General features: G+C 63.4%; 14 protein-coding genes. 9 read left to right on the forward strand and 5 right to left on the reverse strand.

Translation table 11 applies throughout. The features are described 5' to 3' along the window. Nucleotides 1-104 precede the first annotated feature (104 nt). Both CCOS865_RS21310 and CCOS865_RS21315 read right to left on the reverse strand, forming a co-directional pair. Nucleotides 105-767: an RraA family protein gene (locus tag CCOS865_RS21310; protein WP_119144520.1), complete on the reverse strand. Its 663-nt coding sequence runs from the start codon at nt 765-767 to the stop codon at nt 105-107. A 59-nt stretch (nt 768-826) separates the two neighbouring features. Next, on the reverse strand, nt 827-2176 hold the full coding sequence (locus CCOS865_RS21315; RefSeq protein WP_119144522.1) for an MFS transporter: 1350 nt from the start codon (nt 2174-2176) through the stop codon (nt 827-829). A gap of 176 nt (nt 2177-2352) precedes the next feature. Between CCOS865_RS21315 and CCOS865_RS21320 the strand changes: the two genes are divergently transcribed. Together CCOS865_RS21320 and CCOS865_RS21325 are read left to right on the forward strand one after the other, a co-directional pair. After that, nucleotides 2353-3252 carry a LysR family transcriptional regulator gene (locus CCOS865_RS21320; protein ID WP_119144523.1) on the forward strand — a complete coding sequence of 300 codons (900 nt, stop codon included), beginning with the start codon at nt 2353-2355 and terminating at the stop codon, nt 3250-3252. A gap of 99 nt (nt 3253-3351) precedes the next feature. Next, on the forward strand, nt 3352-4017 hold the full coding sequence (locus tag CCOS865_RS21325) for an RraA family protein (RefSeq protein WP_119144525.1): 666 nt from the start codon (nt 3352-3354) through the stop codon (nt 4015-4017). 32 nt (nt 4018-4049) lie between these two features. Here CCOS865_RS21325 and CCOS865_RS21330 read toward each other — a convergent pair whose 3' ends face one another. Beyond that, entirely contained in the window at nt 4050-5045 is a 996-nt protein-coding gene (locus tag CCOS865_RS21330) for a zinc-dependent alcohol dehydrogenase family protein (RefSeq protein WP_119144527.1), read from the reverse strand. 121 nt (nt 5046-5166) lie between these two features. Here CCOS865_RS21330 and CCOS865_RS21335 point away from each other — a divergent pair, with 121 nt between their 5' ends. Next, entirely contained in the window at nt 5167-6078 is a 912-nt protein-coding gene (locus CCOS865_RS21335; protein WP_167469090.1) for a LysR family transcriptional regulator, read from the forward strand. 168 nt (nt 6079-6246) lie between these two features. Further along, on the forward strand, nt 6247-6945 hold the full coding sequence (locus CCOS865_RS21340) for a pentapeptide repeat-containing protein (RefSeq protein WP_119144531.1): 699 nt from the start codon (nt 6247-6249) through the stop codon (nt 6943-6945). Here CCOS865_RS21340 and CCOS865_RS21345 read toward each other — a convergent pair whose 3' ends face one another. Then, on the reverse strand, nt 6946-8205 hold the full coding sequence (locus tag CCOS865_RS21345; protein WP_119144533.1) for a HAMP domain-containing sensor histidine kinase: 1260 nt from the start codon (nt 8203-8205) through the stop codon (nt 6946-6948). It abuts the gene before it with no gap. Then, on the reverse strand, nt 8202-8894 hold the full coding sequence (locus CCOS865_RS21350; RefSeq protein ID WP_119144535.1) for a response regulator transcription factor: 693 nt from the start codon (nt 8892-8894) through the stop codon (nt 8202-8204). Before CCOS865_RS21350 ends, CCOS865_RS21345 begins: the two co-directional genes overlap by 4 nt. A gap of 215 nt (nt 8895-9109) precedes the next feature. Here CCOS865_RS21350 and bamA point away from each other — a divergent pair, with 215 nt between their 5' ends. The 5 genes from bamA to CCOS865_RS21375 all read left to right on the forward strand — a co-directional run bounded on the left by bamA (nt 9110) and on the right by CCOS865_RS21375 (nt 17513). After that, entirely contained in the window at nt 9110-11473 is a 2364-nt protein-coding gene (bamA, locus tag CCOS865_RS21355) for an outer membrane protein assembly factor BamA (RefSeq protein WP_119144537.1), read from the forward strand. Between the two features lie 93 nt (nt 11474-11566). Continuing rightward, on the forward strand, nt 11567-11911 hold the full coding sequence (locus CCOS865_RS21360) for a hypothetical protein (protein ID WP_119144539.1): 345 nt from the start codon (nt 11567-11569) through the stop codon (nt 11909-11911). Between the two features lie 228 nt (nt 11912-12139). Continuing rightward, nucleotides 12140-15553, forward strand: a complete 3414-nt coding sequence (locus tag CCOS865_RS21365; RefSeq protein WP_119144542.1) for an Ig-like domain-containing protein — start codon at nt 12140-12142, stop codon at nt 15551-15553. A 16-nt stretch (nt 15554-15569) separates the two neighbouring features. After that, nucleotides 15570-16553 carry an SCO family protein gene (locus CCOS865_RS21370; protein ID WP_119144544.1) on the forward strand — a complete coding sequence of 328 codons (984 nt, stop codon included), beginning with the start codon at nt 15570-15572 and terminating at the stop codon, nt 16551-16553. A 129-nt stretch (nt 16554-16682) separates the two neighbouring features. Beyond that, nucleotides 16683-17513, forward strand: a complete 831-nt coding sequence (locus CCOS865_RS21375; protein WP_119144546.1) for an alpha/beta fold hydrolase — start codon at nt 16683-16685, stop codon at nt 17511-17513. Nucleotides 17514-17530 lie beyond the last annotated feature (17 nt).

The raw sequence follows: 17530 nt of genomic DNA on the forward strand, positions 1-17530 counted from the left end.
CGCAGTGGCGCTGACGCACCACGCAAAAAGCGGCAAGTGAGGCGTTCAACTCGATGAACGCCTCACTTGCCGCCTGGGCCTGCCGGGGATCAGCAGCAGAACACTTACGACTTGCGTTGCAAGGTGTGATAACCCAACTCTTCACGCGCTTGCTTGAGGGTGCGACCTTGGCTGATCAATGCGCGGATATCCGCTTCGATGGCTTCGATCTGGCGGGCCACCTGGGCAACTTCCTGCGCCCTTTCCCGCGGCACTACAACCACCCCGTTGGCATCCGCAACGATGATGTCGCGAGGGCAGACACGGGCCTGGCCGATGGACACGGGCTGGTTGACCGACTCGACTTGAACACGGTCTTTGCCGGTGCGCATGAAACGCCCTTTGGTAAACAGTGGGTACGCGTCACCCAAGGCCTTGTTGACATCGCGGCAGACGCCGTCGATCACCGTGCCGGCGATGTTTCGAGTGCCCGCGTACTGGGTCATGATGTCGCCCCACACGGTGCAATCGGTGCGGCCATCGTTATCGATGACCACGATATCGCCTTCAGCGACCTCTTCGATGAAGTCGCCAACGGTGCCTGGCGGCACGCTCGCCGATACGTACTTCACCGTGAAAGCAGGCCCCACGACGACCTGTTTGTAATTGTCCAGCGGCATGACGCCAAAGCAGTGGCCAGGCAGGCCGAGCTTGTCCAGGGCATCCGAAACGCCGGGGGTGTCCAGGCCTTCGAACAGTGCGACCAGCGCTTTATCTTCTGCGTGCATCGTTAACTCCTTTCAAACAGACTGATTGATCACAACGGGTGACGCCATACACCGTGCGGTCACGCCTTGTTGGCCTTTGGCACCGGCTCCAGGATCGTCAGCAACAGCACGAAGCTGGCGAACGAACCAATTGCAAGGTAGGTGAACACGTAGTTCCAGCCGTAGCTGTCAAGCAACAGACCGGTCAGGAACGGCGTCGCTGCGGCCCCTAGCTGTCCGACCATGTTGACGATCGCGTTGGCGACCGGGAAGGTTTTCTTGGTCGCCAGTGCCATGGGATAAACCATGTACGACGAGAAGCCGAAGCTCAGCACGACGCCGGTCGCCATCAGCAACAGACCGTACGAGAGCGGGTCGGCAGGCGAGTGGATCAACAGGTACATCATCACCGACGTACCCAGCGCCGACAGCAGCATCCCGGGCTTGCGGCGTCCACCCAACCAACGGTCCGAACAGTACCCGCCCAACAGGTTGCCGAGCACCGCCCCTACCCAAGGCGCTGCCGAGACCAGGCCCATGTTCATCAGCGAGAAGCCTTTGACGGTAATCAGGTACGTAGGGATCCAGGACAACAACACGCTCGAGACGCCCAACTGGAAGCAGTACGCAAGCGCGCTTCCCCAGATCAGCCAAGAGCCGAATACCTGGCGCTTGGTCTCCAGCGCAGACACTTCGCGGCGACGGATGAAGAAGTCCAGGCGCTTGAGGCCCAGTCCTGCGGCTTTGTGCTCGGCGGGTTTAGTGCTGACGACGGAGCCGGATGGCGTCTCGTCGGTGATGTAGTCCAGCTCCGCTTGATTGACGAAGCGGCTTTTCGACGGGTGATCGGCAATCATGAAATACCAGGCGATCGACAGCAGGATGCCGGGTATTGCAAAGAAGTAGAACACCTCGCGCCAGCCCCAGACCGCGATGATCACCGCACACAGGGGTGGCACAATGACCGGGCCGAACTTGACCGCGGACAGGAAGATGCCTGAAGCAATGCCCTTTTCCCTCGGTGGGAACCAGTTGTTGATGGTGGTGGTCATGCTGATCGGCAGCGGCCCTTCAGCCAGGCCCAGGCCGAATCGATAGACCTTCAACGCAAGCAGTGAGCCTGCAGTGCCCACCAAGCCGGTCAGTACCGAGGTCATGACCATGGCGGTCGGCAGTATCCGGCTCACGCCCAGGCGGCTGAAGGCCAAGCCCGCCGGGATTTGCGCCAACGCATAGGCCAGCAGGAACAGGCTCATCAGCCCACCCGCTTCGGCGTTGCTCATCTCGAACTCTTGGCGAATGAACGGCAATGCAACGCCCAGGTTCGCCCTGTCGGCAGCGGCGATGGTGTAGATCGAAAAGATCATCCCAGCCACGATCCACCGGTAACTGCTGCGCCCTTTGGCTTGGGCAATCTCAGCGGTCGACATAGTTTCACACCTTTGTTTTTGTAATTCGGCGGTAATCTAGGCGCGACGAAGGTAGAAAAAAAGCGACAAATACTCACGACGTATCATCACTTTTAGTGGACAATCATTTTCTCTTCCCAGCCCTGCAAACCCGGCACAGCCGTTCTGACGCAGCGCTTTCGAGCTTGGAGCGAACGATGATCACGTTGAAGCAAATCGAGGCCATCTACTGGATTGTCGAGCTGGGTAGCTTCGAAGCGGCTGCGGCCAAGCTGAACATGTCTCAATCGGCGATCTCCAAACGCGTGCAGGAACTCGAGGATGCCTTTGGTGTGTCCATCTTCGATCGCTCCAAACGCAGTGCCCGGCTTACCCAGAAAGGCCTCGAGCTACATGGCTGCGCGGTTGACATGTTGCGACAGCGGGATAACTTGCTGGATCGCATCAGTTCCAAGGAGACCCTGGTCCGACGCTTCAGGCTGGGGGTTACCGAGCTCACCGCGCTCACCTGGCTACCGACCTTGGTCGAACAGATCCACCAGACCTATCCAAAGGTCGATCTGGAGCCGTCTATCGAGTTGAGCACCGACCTCTTGCGCCGGCTTGAAGCGGACGAGCTTGACCTGATCATCGTGCCTGACATTTTCCGCGATGCCCGCTTCATCAGCACCCCGCTGGCGTCTGTCGAAAACGCCTGGATGTGCGCACCGTCGCTCTACCCCAGTGACGAGCCCATGGACTTGCAGTTGCTGTCGTCGTTTACCGTGCTCACCCAGGGTGGCAGTTCAGGGACTGGGCAAACCTATGAGCGTTGGCTGGCGGAGCACGATGTACGGCTGACCAGGACCCTCACCAGCAATTACCTGGTTGCCCAGGTGGGGCTGGCGATAGCCGGCGTCGGGCTCAGCTACCTGCCTAGGCAATGCATGAGCGCATTGATCGAGCAGGGGCGTTTGAAGGTCATTCACACCGACTTGCCGCTGCCACCGATCAGCTATGTTTGCGTGCATCGGGCTGATCGCTATCAAGGGCTCAGCAGCGAAGTCGCCCGGCTGGCGCAACGCGCATGCGACTTCACCCGGCTTATTATCACCTGAAGCGATCATTTTGATTCAATAAATATCGCTAAAAGTAACAGCACTTCTCTCCTACCATCGACACCTACCCCGTTGGTTCAAGTCATTCAGGAGATTGTCATGCTGTTACCCGGGTCTCGTATCCTGCCGTCGCCAACCCTCGCCCCTGCGCATGTGATCGAATCATTCCAATCAGTCGTGACCCCGCACATCAGCGACAACCTTGGTCGACATATCGGTGCGCGTGGGCTTACCCGCTACAACACCTCAGGCAAGATCGTGGGGACTGCGTTGACGGTGAAGACCCGTCCTGGCGACAACCTGTTCATCTACAAGGCGCTGACCCTGATCGAGCCGGGTCACGTACTGGTCATCGACGCTCAGGGTGACACCAACAATGCGGTCATCGGCGAATTGATCAAGCTCTACGCAGAGCAGCGGGGCTGCGTAGGCTTCATCGTCGACGGGGCGATTCGCGATGTCGAAAGCTTCAAGTCCACCCCTTGCTATGCCCGGGCGGTGGTTCACTGTGGGCCGTACAAGAGCGGCCCAGGCGAAATCAATGTACCGGTTTCGGTTGGCGGCATGATCGTCTCGCCGGGTGACATCATCGTGGCGGACGAAGACGGCGTCGTGGCGTTTCCTCAAGAACTTGCCGAGCAGGTGCTCGGCAAGGCGCGTGAGCACGAGGCCCACGAAGACGCGGTCAAGGCGGAGATTGCCACAGGTGCGCTGGACCAGTCATGGCTCGACAAGGTTCTGGAAAAAGCAGGCTTGGCGAACTGAGGGTACACACTGGTTAGGCCGCGACTCCCTGATCACGCGTTCGGGGTAATCAGAATCTTGCCGCTGCGCTCGCCCTGCGCAGCCGCAGCCACAGCCTCCTTGATCCGCGACAGGTCATACGTCGCCGCCACCGGCGCGCCAAGCTTGCCCTCGGCGATCAAGCCAGCCAGCTCGGCAAACAGCTCGACCTGCTGCGCGGGGGCGGTCGTGCGGAACCAGCGAGCCAGCCAGAAGCCCTTCAGCGTTATGTCGTTGAAGATCAGATCCCTTGGCGAAAGCTCTGCAGGCTGGCCGCTCAACGCACCGTAAGCCACAACCGGTGCCCCTTGCGCCAAGGTCGACGCCAGACGCCGCGTTGCAGCGCCGCCCACCGCATCCACAGCCAGCTTGATGGCGGCACCCTCGGTGGCGGCGCTTACCCGCGCGGCCAGGTCATCACCGTCCACCAGCACCACATCTGCTCCCAGCGCTGCAACGCCGGCGACTGCCGACTCACGGCGCACCACGTTGACCGTGCGGACCCCGCGCAATGCGGCCAGCTGGATCAGATAGCCCGCCACGGCCGAGTTCGCAGCATTCTGGATGATCCAGTCACCGGGCTGCAGGTCGACAAAATCCCTTAACAGCAATGCCGCAGTCGGTGGGTTGACCGCCAACATGCTGAGCTGCTGGTGATCAGCCCCGTCCGGGAGTGCGATCAACCGCGCAGCGTCGACGACCAGGTGGGTCGTCCAGGTGCCTGAGCCCACGGGAAGCAGCACCACACGGCCCACTGCAACGCCGGCCGTGTCTGGGCCCAGCGCCACGACGCGGCCAACCCCTTCGTTGCCGCCGATGGCGGGCAGCGGCGGCAAGGCGCCGTATTGGCCTGTCAGGATGAGGACATCGCTGGGGTTGATCGGCGCCGCCAGCACTTCAATCAGCGCCTGGCCCGGTTTGAGTGCTGGCAACTCGAAGGGCACCGCTTCGATGACCGCCTCAGGGATGGCGCCACGCTCGGTGTAACGGGCCTGCAGGTTGGCTTTCATGTGAAATCGTCCTCTTAGGTTAGATGCTGACAAAACTAAGCAACAATCCCTCGCGACGAAATATGCATAATCAGTAAAATGTTTTGTCTTTAAAGCAACAGTGAGCGTTGAGGGATCATCCGTGGATAAATTGCGTGCGCTGAATTACTTCACCAAGGTGGCGCAGACCCTCAGCTTCACCGAGGCTGCTGCAGCCTTTGACGTGCCGGCGTCATCTATTTCCCGGCGTATCGCCGAACTCGAGAAGGCCCTTGGCGCACAGCTGCTGCACAGGACCACCCGTACGGTCAGACTCACCGAGGCCGGTGAGGTCTACCTGCAGCAGATCAGCCTCGGCATGGCCCAGCTGGAGGCTGCGGAAGAGCTGGTCAGGGAGCGCGGCAACACCCCGAGCGGTATGCTGCGGATCAGTTGCATGGCGGGTTACGGCCGGCTGATGCTGATGCCCGTGCTGGAGGACTTCAGTGAGCGCTACCCGGACATCCTGCTGGACGTGCATTTGAGTGACGAGCTGGTGGATCTGGGCGGTGATCAGGTCGATATTGCCATCCGTGGCGGTGTACAGCCGGAGCACCGGGTGGTCGCCCGACGGCTTGACCCGAGCCGCTTCGTCCTTGCCGCCTCACCGACCTACCTGGCCCAGCGCGGTACACCGAAAACCCTGGATGACCTGTCCAGCCACGCGGCGCTGCTGTATCGCGGCCCGAAGAGCGTGTTCAAGTGGCTGGGCTTCGACGGCCAGGAGTGGGTCTACCCGGCCATTGACCCGGTCTTCATCAGCAATGATGGCGCGAGCCTGCTGGCCATGGCGTGCCGGCATCGCGGCATGGTGCTGCTGCCTGAATGGAGCCTGCGCGCTCACTTGGAGCGCAACGCGCTGGTGGTCGTCGAGCTGGAGCAGCCTGTGGCGGTAAGCCGAAGCGCACAGACAGGGATCTACTTGCTTTATGCCCAGTCGCGCTACCCGATTCCGAAGATTCGGGCGGCGGTGGAGTTCATTTATGAACGGCTGGCGCACCCGGAGGTCAAGTAGCGACCGGCTCTTGGCGCTTTGTTCACACAAGCCGGTGCCGGGTCAATATTGACTAGCGGGAGCCCCGCTACCACCATGACCGCCTCTCTGGCGAAGCGACCCGATCGCTCACTGAGATCGCAGACGACGCCGTCGTTTTTTCGAGAAGTCCAACGTTGGGAACCAACCATGCCCCCTGAGCATGACTACTGCAAGATCGGGCCAGAAGAGCTGGCCGACGCCCCGCTTGCGGCATGGCTATCGAGCCAGACAAAAACGCTGTGGGTGACCGCTGCCGACTTCAGCGAACAGGATCTTTCGCGGCTGGCGCTGACCCACGTGCGCTTCGAACGGTGCATGTTCTACGGTACTGACTTCACGGCGGCGGACCTGTCGCACAGCCACTGGCAAAGCTGCCGTGCCTCGCAGGCCGTATTCCGTTCGGCGACCCTGGAAGAAGCCAGCTTCATCAACTCGGACTTGAACAACACGGTCTGGCAGCGCAGCAAACTGGCGCATGCCGCGTTCGACGGCTGCAAACTGACCGGCGCCAGCTTCGCCGACAGCGCGACGCTGGGCCTCACGTTCAAGGATTGCGTGCTGCGCAGCGCGTGCCTGTCGGGCATGTCCTTCTACAAGTCGGAGCTGTACAACCTGGACTTCGCCGAGGCCGACTTGAGTTACTGCGACTTCCGCCATGCGGTGTTCACCGAGGGCGGCAGCCTGTCGATGGCCCGCGTCAACAATGCGCGTTTCGACGGCGCCGACTTGCGCGAGGCCAGCCTGCACGGGTTGCGCCTGGTGGATGCCAAGCTGTTCAAGGGCGCGACCATCTCCCGGGCGCAGGCCAGCATGCTGTTGGCGGGGCTGGGGCTGCAGGTGATGTAATCAGCCCAGCCTTGGCAACTCGATTCGCACCAGCAGCCCGCCGCCGTCAGCGGGCTGGGCAGCGATAACACCTTTATGCAGGTTGATCGCGCGGCTGGCGATGGCCAGGCCGAGGCCAAAGCCGTCGCCGCCACTGTCGCCACCGCGATCGAACGTGTTGAAGATCGCCTGCAAGCGCTCAGGCGCAACGCCAGGCCCCTGGTCGCTGATGGTCACCCGCAAACGCTCACCGGCCTGCTCCAGCATCGCCTCGACCCGCACTTCACTGCCCGGCGCGGTATAGCGTACGGCGTTACGGATAACGTTCTCGAAGGCGCGGTACAGCAACTCTTCGTGGCCCCGCGTGATAAATGGCTGGGGCGCCACCAGCAGCACCTGGCATTGGCGCATGCCTGCCTCGAAGCGGGCATCCTCGACGATCTGCGCCAGCAACTCGACCACATCGAGCGCCTCGCAATCGGCGTGGTCCTGGTCCGACTGGGCGCGGGCGAGGGTCAGCAGCTGCTCGATCAGGTCATCCATGCGCCGTGACTCACGCTCGATGCGCTCGAGCATCTCACGCCGTTCCGGCTGTTGGCGCAACAGGCCGATGGCGGCGTGCAGGCGGGTGAGCGGCGAGCGCAGCTCGTGCGAGATGTCGTGGAGCAGATGCTGCTGGGCCTCGACCAGCGCCTTGAGCTGGCCGGCCATGCGGTCGCAGTCTTCGGCGAGGTCGACGATCTCGTCACGGCGGCGGCCCAGCCGGGGCTTGACCCGCACGTCGAAGCGGCCCTGGGCCACCTGCCCCATGGCTTCGCGCAGCCAGGCCAAGGGGCGGGTCAGGTACAGGCTGCAGAGCAAGGCGAACAATGCGCTCATCAGCGTGCCGGTCAGCAACGGGCCCATGCCGCGCGGCCGCGGCTGTTCGTCAAGGTCGCTCGCCGCCGAGGCGCGCAGGATCAACAAGCGGCCATCGGTGCCGGTGACGCTGCGTTCGAACAGGGGGCGTGGCACTGCCCGCCCGGCGAGCAGTTCGCCCTGGTCATCATAAAGGCCGACCTGGACACCCGGCGGCTGCGGCGAAACCTGCAGCAACTGGCGGCCGGCCTGCTCGTCGAAGCGCTGGAGCATGTTCAACTCGGTGACCAGCAGCGAGCGCAGCCCAGGGGTGTCGCCGCGCAGCTCATCGAGCATGAAGGCACCGGCGCCCACCAGAAAGGTCAGGCAGTTGGCCAGCCAGAACGCCAGGAACAGCTTCCAGAACAGCCGCCGGCGCATCATTCGACGATCAGCATGTAGCCCATGCCCCGCACACTTTGAATCCAGCTGCTGCCGTCCAGGCGCGGGCCGAGCTTCTGGCGAATGCTGCTGATGTGCACATCGATGCGCCGGTCATAGCGGGTCAACGGCCGGCCCAGGGCGTTGAGCGACAGGTCCTGCTTGCTCACCAGCTGGCCAGCCTGGCGCGCCAGGGCCTCGAGCAGGCAGAACTCCGAGCCGGTCAGCTCCAGGCTGGCGCCCGCCCACGCCGCCTGGCGGCGCCCCGGCCACAGGGTCAGGGCACCACTGCTGACCGCCTCGGGGGCGATGCTTTCAGCGATCAGTTGCGGCTGCACCCGGCGCAGAATGGCCCGCAGCCGGGCTACCAGCTCGCCGGGCGAACTGGGCTTGGGCACGTAGTCATCCGCGCCCAGCTCGAGCCCGGCAATGCGGTCGATGTTGTCACCCCGCGCGGTGAGCAGCAGCACCGGGACCTGGCTCTTCGCGCGAATGCGCCGCAGCACTTCGATACCAGAGATGCCCGGCATCATCACGTCGAGCACGACCAGTTGATAGGCACCACTGAGCGCCTGCGCCTCGCCCTCCTCGCCGGTGGCCACGGTGGTCGCGCAAAAACCTTCGCGGGCCAGGTACTGGGCGAGCATTTCGGTGAGTTCACGGTCGTCGTCGACCAGCAGCACGGGGATCATGGGCAATACGCTTTGGCGGGCTTTTCAGGGGCCAATGATCGCCCACTGCCCTCGTCGGCTGAGCAAACTTTACACATCTTTACCCATGCCTAACCGCGCCGTACACACCCCACCCTTATCCTCATCGCCCGCTGGCCTGGCGGGGGCCGCGCCTGTCCGGCGCGTGTTCCCCGAGCCTGCCATGCCCACCGAATACGCCTGCCTGGAAGTGCCCGATGAACTACCCGCGACTGCTGTTATCGATCCTCCTGCTCAAGGCTTCACTGGCCCAGGCAGCGCCGTTCAGGATAGATGACATTCGTATCAACGGTCTGCAGCGGGTATCCGCCGGCAGCGTGTTCGGCGCGTTGCCCCTCAACGTCGGTGATCAGGCCGACGACCGTCGCCTGGTGGACTCCACCCGCTCGCTGTTCAAGACCGGCTTCTTCCAGGACATCCAGCTGAGCCGCGACGGCAATGTCCTGATCATCAACGTGGTCGAGCGCCCGTCGGTGTCGAGCATCGAGATCGAAGGCAACAAGGCGATCAGCACCGAAGACCTGATGAAGGGCCTGAAGCAATCGGGCCTGGCCGAAGGCGAGATCTTCCAGCGTGCGACCCTCGAAGGCGTGCGTAACGAACTGCAGCGCCAGTACGTGGCCCAGGGCCGCTACTCGGCCGAAGTCGATGCCGAAGTCGTGCCGCAGCCGCGTAACCGCGTCGGCCTGAAGATCAAGATCAACGAAGGCACGGTGGCCGCGATCCAGCACATCAACGTGGTGGGCAACACCGTGTTCGATGATGACGAAATCGGTCAGCTGTTCGAGCTGAAGACCACCAACTGGCTGTCGTTCTTCAAGAACGACGACAAGTACGCCCGCGAAAAACTCTCCGGTGACCTCGAGCGCCTGCGCTCGTACTACCTGGACCGCGGCTACATCAACATGGACATCGCCTCCACCCAGGTGTCGATCACCCCGGACAAGAAGCACGTCTACATCACCGCCAACATCACCGAAGGCGAGAAGTACACCGTCCGTGACGTCAAGCTCTCCGGTGACCTCAAGGTGCCCGAAGACCAGGTCCAGTCGCTGCTGCTGGTACAGCCAGGCCAGGTCTTCTCGCGCAAGGTGATGACCACCACGTCCGACCTGATCACCCGTCGTCTGGGCAACGAAGGCTACACCTTCGCCAACGTCAACGGCGTGCCGCAACCGCACGATGAAAACCACACCGTCGACATCATGTTCGTGGTCGACCCGGGCAAGCGTGCCTACGTCAACCGCATCAACTACCGCGGCAACACCAAGACCGAAGACCAAGTGCTGCGTCGCGAGATGCGCCAGATGGAAGGCGGCTGGGCTTCGACCTACCTGATCGACCAGTCCAAGACTCGCCTCGAGCGCCTGGGCTTCTTCAAGGAAGTCAACGTCGAGACGCCAGCGGTGGCCGGCGTCGACGACCAGGTCGACGTCAACTACAGCGTCGAAGAGCAAGCCTCCGGCTCGATCACCGCCAGCGTCGGTTTTGCCCAGAGCGCCGGTCTGATCCTCGGTGGCTCGATCAGCCAGAACAACTTCCTCGGCACCGGCAACAAGGTCTCGCTCGGCCTGACCCGCTCCGAGTACCAGACCAAGTACAACTTCGGCTACACCAACCCGTACTTCACCGCCGACGGCGTCAGCCTGGGCTACAACGCCTTCTACAGCAGCACCGACTACAGCGATTACTACGATGACGGGGTGTCCTACTACGCCATCAACAGCTACGGCGCCGGGGCCAGCATCGGCTACCCGATCAGCGAGACCTCGCGCCTGACCTATGGCCTGACCCTGCAGCACGACGACCTCAGCCCCGGCACCTACAGCGCCGACGAGATCTACGACTTCGTCGCGCGCGAAGGCAAGAGCTTCAACAACCTCAAGGCGTCCATCGGCTGGTCCGAGTCGACCCTCAACAAGGGTGTGCTGGCGACCCGCGGCCACTCGCAGAGCCTGACGTTCATGGCCACCACGCCCGGCAGCGACCTGTCGTTCTACAAGCTCGATTACAGTGGCCAGACCTTCGTGCCGCTGACCAGCAGCACCTCGTTGCGCCTGCACACCAACCTCGGTTATGGCAACGGCTATGGCTCCACAGAGGGTTTGCCGTTCTACGAGAACTACACCGCCGGCGGTATCAGCTCGGTGCGGGGCTTCAAGGACGGCACCCTCGGGCCGCGCAATACCCCTGCGACCGGCACTTACTCCAGTGCCGGCCAGGCCTATTACTCCGACCGCGACACGGATGCGCTGGGCGGCAACATCCTTGTCACCGGCGGTGCCGAAGTGCTGTTCCCGCTGCCCTTCGTCAAGGACCAGCGGCAACTGCGCAGCTCCGTGTTCCTCGACGCGGGCAACGTCTTCGCCGACACCTGCTACCTGGCCACCACACAGGGCTGCGGCGGCGTCAGCCTGGATCAGCTGGCGGTCTCGCTGGGCGTCGGCTTCACTTGGTACAGCCCCATGGGGCCGCTGAGCTTCAGCCTTGCCGCGCCGCTGAAAAAACCTGACGGGGCCGAGACCGAGATCTTCCAGTTCTCGCTCGGGCAGACCTTCTGATTACCTGCTTTTACCCTTGCTTAACCCAAGTTGACAGTCGCCTTGCCTATGCTGGCGACCCCCAACAGCCCGCACGCCACGCAGGTAACGCACATGCCCACCGTCACCCTAAACACTCCGCCGACGCCCTTGCCCGGCGAGGCTTCCCTGCCCTTGCTGGAGCTGGTGCAGCAGCGCCTGCGGACGATTCTCGGCAAGGGCTACAGCGTGGTCCTGGCCGGCAGCGGCGGCCTCAACGCTGCTGAGCAGTACCACTTGTCCATCGTCCATGAGCGCAGCGGCAACATCCTCGAAACCAGCGGCAGCACAGCGCCGGGTTTCATCGAGCACGTGCTTGGCCTGGGACGGCGGATGAAGGCCATGCTCGAGGCGCCTGTGTTGAACCAGCCCGAGACAGGCACGGCGCGCTTGCTGACCTGGATCAGCGACAGCGCTTGACTGCGCCGCGGCCCCACCGCTATTGGGTGAGCCCACCCGAAACTGGGCGAAAATCCCCTTCCAGAGACTGAGCTGCTCGCGCTGTTCTGCCCTTTGGATCCCATGAAATCAATTGAAATACATGTGTTACATCACCTGGCGCAGTTGTTGCTGATCACCTGAAAAACAAGGCAATAGGCCATCGACCGGTGGACCTCTGGCCGATCTGCGCAACATGAGGCATAGGTGATGAAAAAACACGCTGCGATGTGTGCGCCGCTTCAGGCGTTCAGGTTGTCTTCGATCACGGCGCTGCTGCTCAGCCTCGGGCTGGGCGCGGCAGGCGCCTCGCAACTGGACGATGTTTCCCAGCCGCCACCGACCGATCCCTCGGCCTTCTACGATCCCCCGGCTAACCCGGCGCAGGCCCTGGAAGACCTCAAGGCCCTGCCGGAAGCCAACGAAGGCGCGCTGGAGCTCAGCGACGGCGTGTTCGGCGACCGCTCGACGGTGCGCATCGACAACGTGCTGCCGCCCGCCCAGCAGACGTCCAACCAATACCCCACCAACGGCAAGCCGAGCCCGCTGTTCGGCGCCGAGGCGTTTACCCAGCAACTGTTGCTATTCGAAGAATTCGGCCCAGAGAAACTCGACCCGACCCTGCCGCCGCCGGACCTGAGCTTCCCGCTCCCGGTCACCGGCCCGGCACCGGCGCAAGACCCGAACAACGTCGCCCGCAGCAGCCCGAACGGCAATGCCCTGGAGGCCTTCCTCAAGCAACCGGGGCTGTACCCGTTCCCCTCGCAGTTCTCCAACGTGCTCGACCGCAACCCGTGGAAGGCGCAGATCGAGGTGTTTCTCAACCGCCACTCGGTCGGCTCACCCGCCGAAGGCCGGCCGCCAGGCAAGGGCTGGTCGCACCAGCGCTGGAACGAGTTCTACCCGCAGGTGGCGTTCAAGACGGCGCAGGCCGGGGCGCGGATCAACCAGGGGCTGCGTGACCGCAAGCAGTTGCACGGTTATGCCAAAGGCGAATTCGGCCCTGGCGGGCTGTACTACCAGACCTCGGATATCCCCACCACGCTGGGCACCACCAAGGGCATCGACACGCGCTTCCACCCCAACATGCCGCTACAGAATCACAAGGCACTGTGGACCTTCGACGGCACCTTCCCGGCGAAGCTGCTGATGGTGCGCTACGGCCAACCCATACTGATGCGCCACTACAACGCCTTGCCGATCGACCCCTCGGCCAACGGCGGCTTTGGCCTGCACACCATCTCCACCCACGAACACAACGGCCACTCGCCGGCCGAAAGCGATGGCTTTGCCAATGCCTATTTCTTCCCGGGCCAGTACTACGACTATCGCTGGCCGGTGCAGCTGGCCGGCTACGACACGATCAACACCCGCGCCCAGGACCCGCGGGCGGCCTTCCCCTGCTCGCCCGGCGAAACGCTGTTCGTCAACGACGCCACGCCCGGCCTGAAAACCTGCGAGAACGGCAGCATCAAGATCCGCGGCGACTGGCGCGAAACCATGAGCACCCACTGGTTCCACGACCACATGCTCGATTTCACCGCGCAGAACGTCTACAAGGGCAACGCGGTGATGATGAACTATTACAGCGCGTTGGACCGCGGCAACGAGGCGCTGCAGGACGGGGTCAACCTGCGCCTGCCCAGCGGTGCGGCGATGCCCTGGGGCAACCGTGACTACGACGTCAACCTGGTGATCGCCGACAAGGCCTGGGATGCCAACGGCCAGCTGTGGTTCAACCCGTTCAACACCGACGGCTTCCTCGGTGACCAGATCCTGGTCAACTGGCAATACGAGCCACGCCTCAAGGTGCGCGCGCGCAGTTACCGCTTCCGCCTTCTCAACGGCTCGGTGTCGCGTTACTTCAAGTTCGCAGTGGTACGCGAGGTAGCCGGCAACGGTGGTGAATTCAAAGGCCCGTCGGGCTCCAACCTGTCGTATGCGCGGGTGCCCTTCCACATGATCGCCAACGACGGCAACCTCCTCGAGCATGCCGTGCCGTTCGACGGCACCCTGGACCTCAATGGCGACGGCGACCGCCAGGACAACAACGCCATCCTGCCGACCCAGGCGATCGCCGAACGCTACGACATCGTCATCAACTTCGCGAAGAACGGGATCAAGGCCGGCGACAAGCTGTACTTCGTCAACCTCATGGAGCACGCCACCGGCAAAGGCCCGAACAAGGCCATCGCGCTGGCCGACGTGCTCTCGGAAAAATACAAGGCGGTCATCAAGCAGGCCAGCAAGGGCCCGGAATGGGACAAGGGCGACCCGGTGGTGGGCAAGTTCCTGCAGCTGCTGGTGCAGCCCTACAGCGGCCAGGACCTGAGCATGGACCCGGTGGCCTATGAACCGGCCAAACCGGGCAAACCCGCCGGCCTGAAGATGATCCCGCTGACCATCAACCGCGACGATGCCGGCGACAAGGCCAGGATCAGCGCGGCGCGCCACCGCGAGTTCACCTTCGGCCGCTCCGACGGCACCGACACCGCGCCCTGGACGGTCAAGTCCGACGGCGGTTTCGGCTACAGCATGGACCCACGGCGGATCAGCGCCGCACCTCAGCTGGCCAGCGAAGCCACCGATGGCGGTTTCAGCGGGGACGGCACGCTGGAAGTGTGGAAGATCAAGAACGGCGGCAATGGCTGGAGCCACCCGGTGCACGTGCACTTCGAGGAGGGGGTGATCCTCAGTCGCGATGGCAAGGCGCCGCCGGAATGGGAGAAGTGGGCGCGCAAGGACGTCTACCGCATCGGCCAGGAAGTCGACTCTTCGGTCGACGTCGAAATGGCCATCCGCTTCCGTGAGTTCGCCGGGACCTACATGGAGCACTGCCACAACACCCAGCACGAGGACTCGTCGATGTTGCTGCGCTGGGACCTGGAACACCCAGGGCAGTTCCAGGTGATGCCTACCCCGCTGCCAGGCTGGGACGGCGTCGAGTACATCAGCTCTGCGGCACTGCCCAGCTTCCGCACCGTCAGTGATGACAATGGCGGCAACGACGACGGCGATGACCACAGCGCCAACAAGCCCCCCGTGGCCATGGCCGACAGCGGCGCAGCGGTCGCCGGCAGCCCGCTCACCCTCAACGTGCTGGCCAACGACAGCGACCCCGACCGCAACCTGCCGTTGACCGTTGCCGGCCTGGCCCAGCCCGACTCAGGGCAGGGTTCGGTGGTCAGCACCGGTACACAGGTGATCTACACACCGCCTGCGACAGTGACTGCACCGTTTACCGCGGTCTTCACCTATGAGGCGCGCGACGCCCTGGGCGCAGTCTCGGTAGCACCGGCGACCGTCAGCATCGCGGTCACCCCGGCGCCCGTGGCCGACCAGCTGCAGGTCAGCAGTGCCACGGTCCAGGTGCGCAGCAACAACCGCTACACCTGGGAGCTGGCCGGCACCACTTCGCAAGCCACCGGCAACAGCATTCGGGTGACGGCCGCCACCACCAGTGGTGCGCTCGACCTGGGCCTGGCCACCTTGAGCCCGGCCACCACGGGCGCGCGCTGGCGGCTGTCGGTCTCGACCACGGGCAGCGGCCCGGCGTCGCCGGCCACCGTAACCGTCCGCTCGGCCCTGGGCCAGAGCATCACCGTGCCGATCAGCCTGCGCTGAGCAGAGGAGCGAAATCATGAGTGGGTTCCGGCGTATGGCGGTCATCTACCTGCTGTTGTTGCTGGTAGTGCTGATCCTGTTCTGGCTGCAACAGGTGCCCCAGGACGCGCAAGCCGCCACGCCCTGGGGCCAGGATTACTTCCCCAACACCCGGCTGGTCACCCAGGAGGGCCAGCCGGTGCGGTTTTTCGACGACCTGATCAAGGACAAGGTGGTCGCGATCAACTTCATCTTCACCGGCTGCAGCGACTCCTGCCCCGTGGAGACGGCCCGCTTGCGTCAGGTGCAGAAGCTGCTGGGCGACCGGGTTGGCAAGGACGTGTTCCTCTACTCCATCAGCATCGACCCGTACAACGACACCCCGTCAACTCTCAAGGCCTATGCGCAGAAGTTTGCCATCGGCCCTGGCTGGACCCTGTTGACCGGCGAGCCTGACGACATCGAGCAGTTGCGCCGGCGCCTGGGGCTGTTTATCGAGGGGCTGGACAATGGCCGTTCGAAGGACCACAACCTGTCGTTGATCATCGGCAACCAGGCCTCCGGCCGCTGGATGAAGGCCTCGCCGTTCGAGAGCCCCTACATCCTCGCCGACCGCCTGGGCAACAGCCTGCATAACTGGAAGAACCCCAGCAACCTGGCCAATGACTACGGCCACGCCCCCGAGGTGCGTCCGCCCAGTGTAGGCGAGCAGATCTACCGCACGCGTTGCTCGTCCTGCCATTCGCTGGGCGATGGCGCCTTGGCGCCGCAGCGCGGGATTGGCCCGGACCTGCTCGGTGTGACCCGCCAGCGTGATGTGCAGTGGTTGACGCGCTGGCTCAAGGCGCCGGACCAGATGCTGGCCGAGAAAGACCCGCTGGCGATGCTTCTATATGAACAGTACAACCGCCTGGCGATGCCCAACCTGCGCCTGGGTGATACCGAGGTGGCCGCGTTATTGACCTATCTGGAGGAAGAGACCCAGCGCATTCAGACGCCGCTGCCACCACTCATCAGATAGCCACACCTCGCCCGCCCAAGCCAACTTTACTCCTACGCTGGAAAACCGCCCGAGCGATCCGCCGCCTGCCACTGAGCGGTCGATCTCGCCCAGGTCATCAGGCAACCCGCTGATACAGGAGACGCGAGCATGGGATACGTCACCACCAAGGATGCTGTCGAGATTTTCTACAAGGATTGGGGCCCGCGCGACGCCCCGGTCATTCACTTCCACCACGGCTGGCCGCTGAGTGCCGACGACTGGGATGCCCAGTTGCTGTACTTCCTTGGCAAAGGCTTCCGGGTAGTCGCCCACGACCGCCGCGGTCACGGGCGCTCCAGCCAGGTGTGGGACGGTCACGACATGGACCACTACGCCGACGACGTCGCCGCCGTGGTCAAGCACCTCGGCACCCAAGGCGCCGTGCACGTCGGCCACTCCACCGGTGGCGGCGAAGTGGTGCGCTATATCACCCGCCATCCTGAAGATCCGGTCACCAAGGCCGTGCTGATCGCGGCAGTGCCGCCATTGATGGTCAAGACCGAACGCAACCCGGGCGGTTTGCCCAAGTCGGTGTTCGATGACTTTCAGGCCCAGGTCGCGAGTAACCGCGCGCAGTTCTACCACGATGTGCCGGCCGGCCCGTTCTATGGCTACAACCGGCCTGGGGCCACGCCTTCCGAAGGCGTCGTGCTCAACTGGTGGCGCCAGGGCATGATGGGCTCGGCCAAGGCCCATTACGACGGGATCGTCGCCTTCTCGCAGACTGACTTCACTGAAGACCTGAGGCGCATCAAGATTCCGGTATTGGTGATGCACGGCGATGACGACCAGATCGTCCCGTATGAAAACTCAGGGCCGCGCTCGGCAGAGCTGCTCGCCCATGGCACCCTGAAGACGTACAAGGGTTACCCGCATGGCATGCCGACCACCCATGCGGACGTGATCAATGCTGATTTGCTGGCGTTTGTGCAGGATTGAGTAACGCGGAGCCAGGG

It is taken from the genome of Pseudomonas reidholzensis (assembly GCF_900536025.1).
GTDB classification, from domain to species: Bacteria; Pseudomonadota; Gammaproteobacteria; order Pseudomonadales; family Pseudomonadaceae; genus Aquipseudomonas; species Aquipseudomonas reidholzensis.

Bases quoted from the DNA above. Each gene is read 5' to 3' on its own strand.
- CCOS865_RS21370 (WP_119144544.1), top strand. From the start codon at position 15,570: ATGAGTGGGTTCCGGCGTATGGCGGTCATCTACCTGCTGTTGTTGCTG.
- CCOS865_RS21360 (WP_119144539.1), top strand. From the start codon at position 11,567: ATGCCCACCGTCACCCTAAACACTCCGCCGACGCCCTTGCCCGGCGAG.
- CCOS865_RS21350 (WP_119144535.1), bottom strand. From the start codon at position 8,894: ATGATCCCCGTGCTGCTGGTCGACGACGACCGTGAACTCACCGAAATG.
- CCOS865_RS21325 (WP_119144525.1), top strand. From the start codon at position 3,352: ATGCTGTTACCCGGGTCTCGTATCCTGCCGTCGCCAACCCTCGCCCCT.
- CCOS865_RS21310 (WP_119144520.1), bottom strand. From the start codon at position 767: ATGCACGCAGAAGATAAAGCGCTGGTCGCACTGTTCGAAGGCCTGGAC.
- CCOS865_RS21365 (WP_119144542.1), top strand. From the start codon at position 12,140: ATGAAAAAACACGCTGCGATGTGTGCGCCGCTTCAGGCGTTCAGGTTG.
- CCOS865_RS21345 (WP_119144533.1), bottom strand. From the start codon at position 8,205: ATGATGCGCCGGCGGCTGTTCTGGAAGCTGTTCCTGGCGTTCTGGCTG.
- CCOS865_RS21330 (WP_119144527.1), bottom strand. From the start codon at position 5,045: ATGAAAGCCAACCTGCAGGCCCGTTACACCGAGCGTGGCGCCATCCCT.
- bamA (WP_119144537.1), top strand. From the start codon at position 9,110: ATGAACTACCCGCGACTGCTGTTATCGATCCTCCTGCTCAAGGCTTCA.
- CCOS865_RS21340 (WP_119144531.1), top strand. From the start codon at position 6,247: ATGCCCCCTGAGCATGACTACTGCAAGATCGGGCCAGAAGAGCTGGCC.
- CCOS865_RS21320 (WP_119144523.1), top strand. From the start codon at position 2,353: ATGATCACGTTGAAGCAAATCGAGGCCATCTACTGGATTGTCGAGCTG.
- CCOS865_RS21375 (WP_119144546.1), top strand. From the start codon at position 16,683: ATGGGATACGTCACCACCAAGGATGCTGTCGAGATTTTCTACAAGGAT.
- CCOS865_RS21315 (WP_119144522.1), bottom strand. From the start codon at position 2,176: ATGTCGACCGCTGAGATTGCCCAAGCCAAAGGGCGCAGCAGTTACCGG.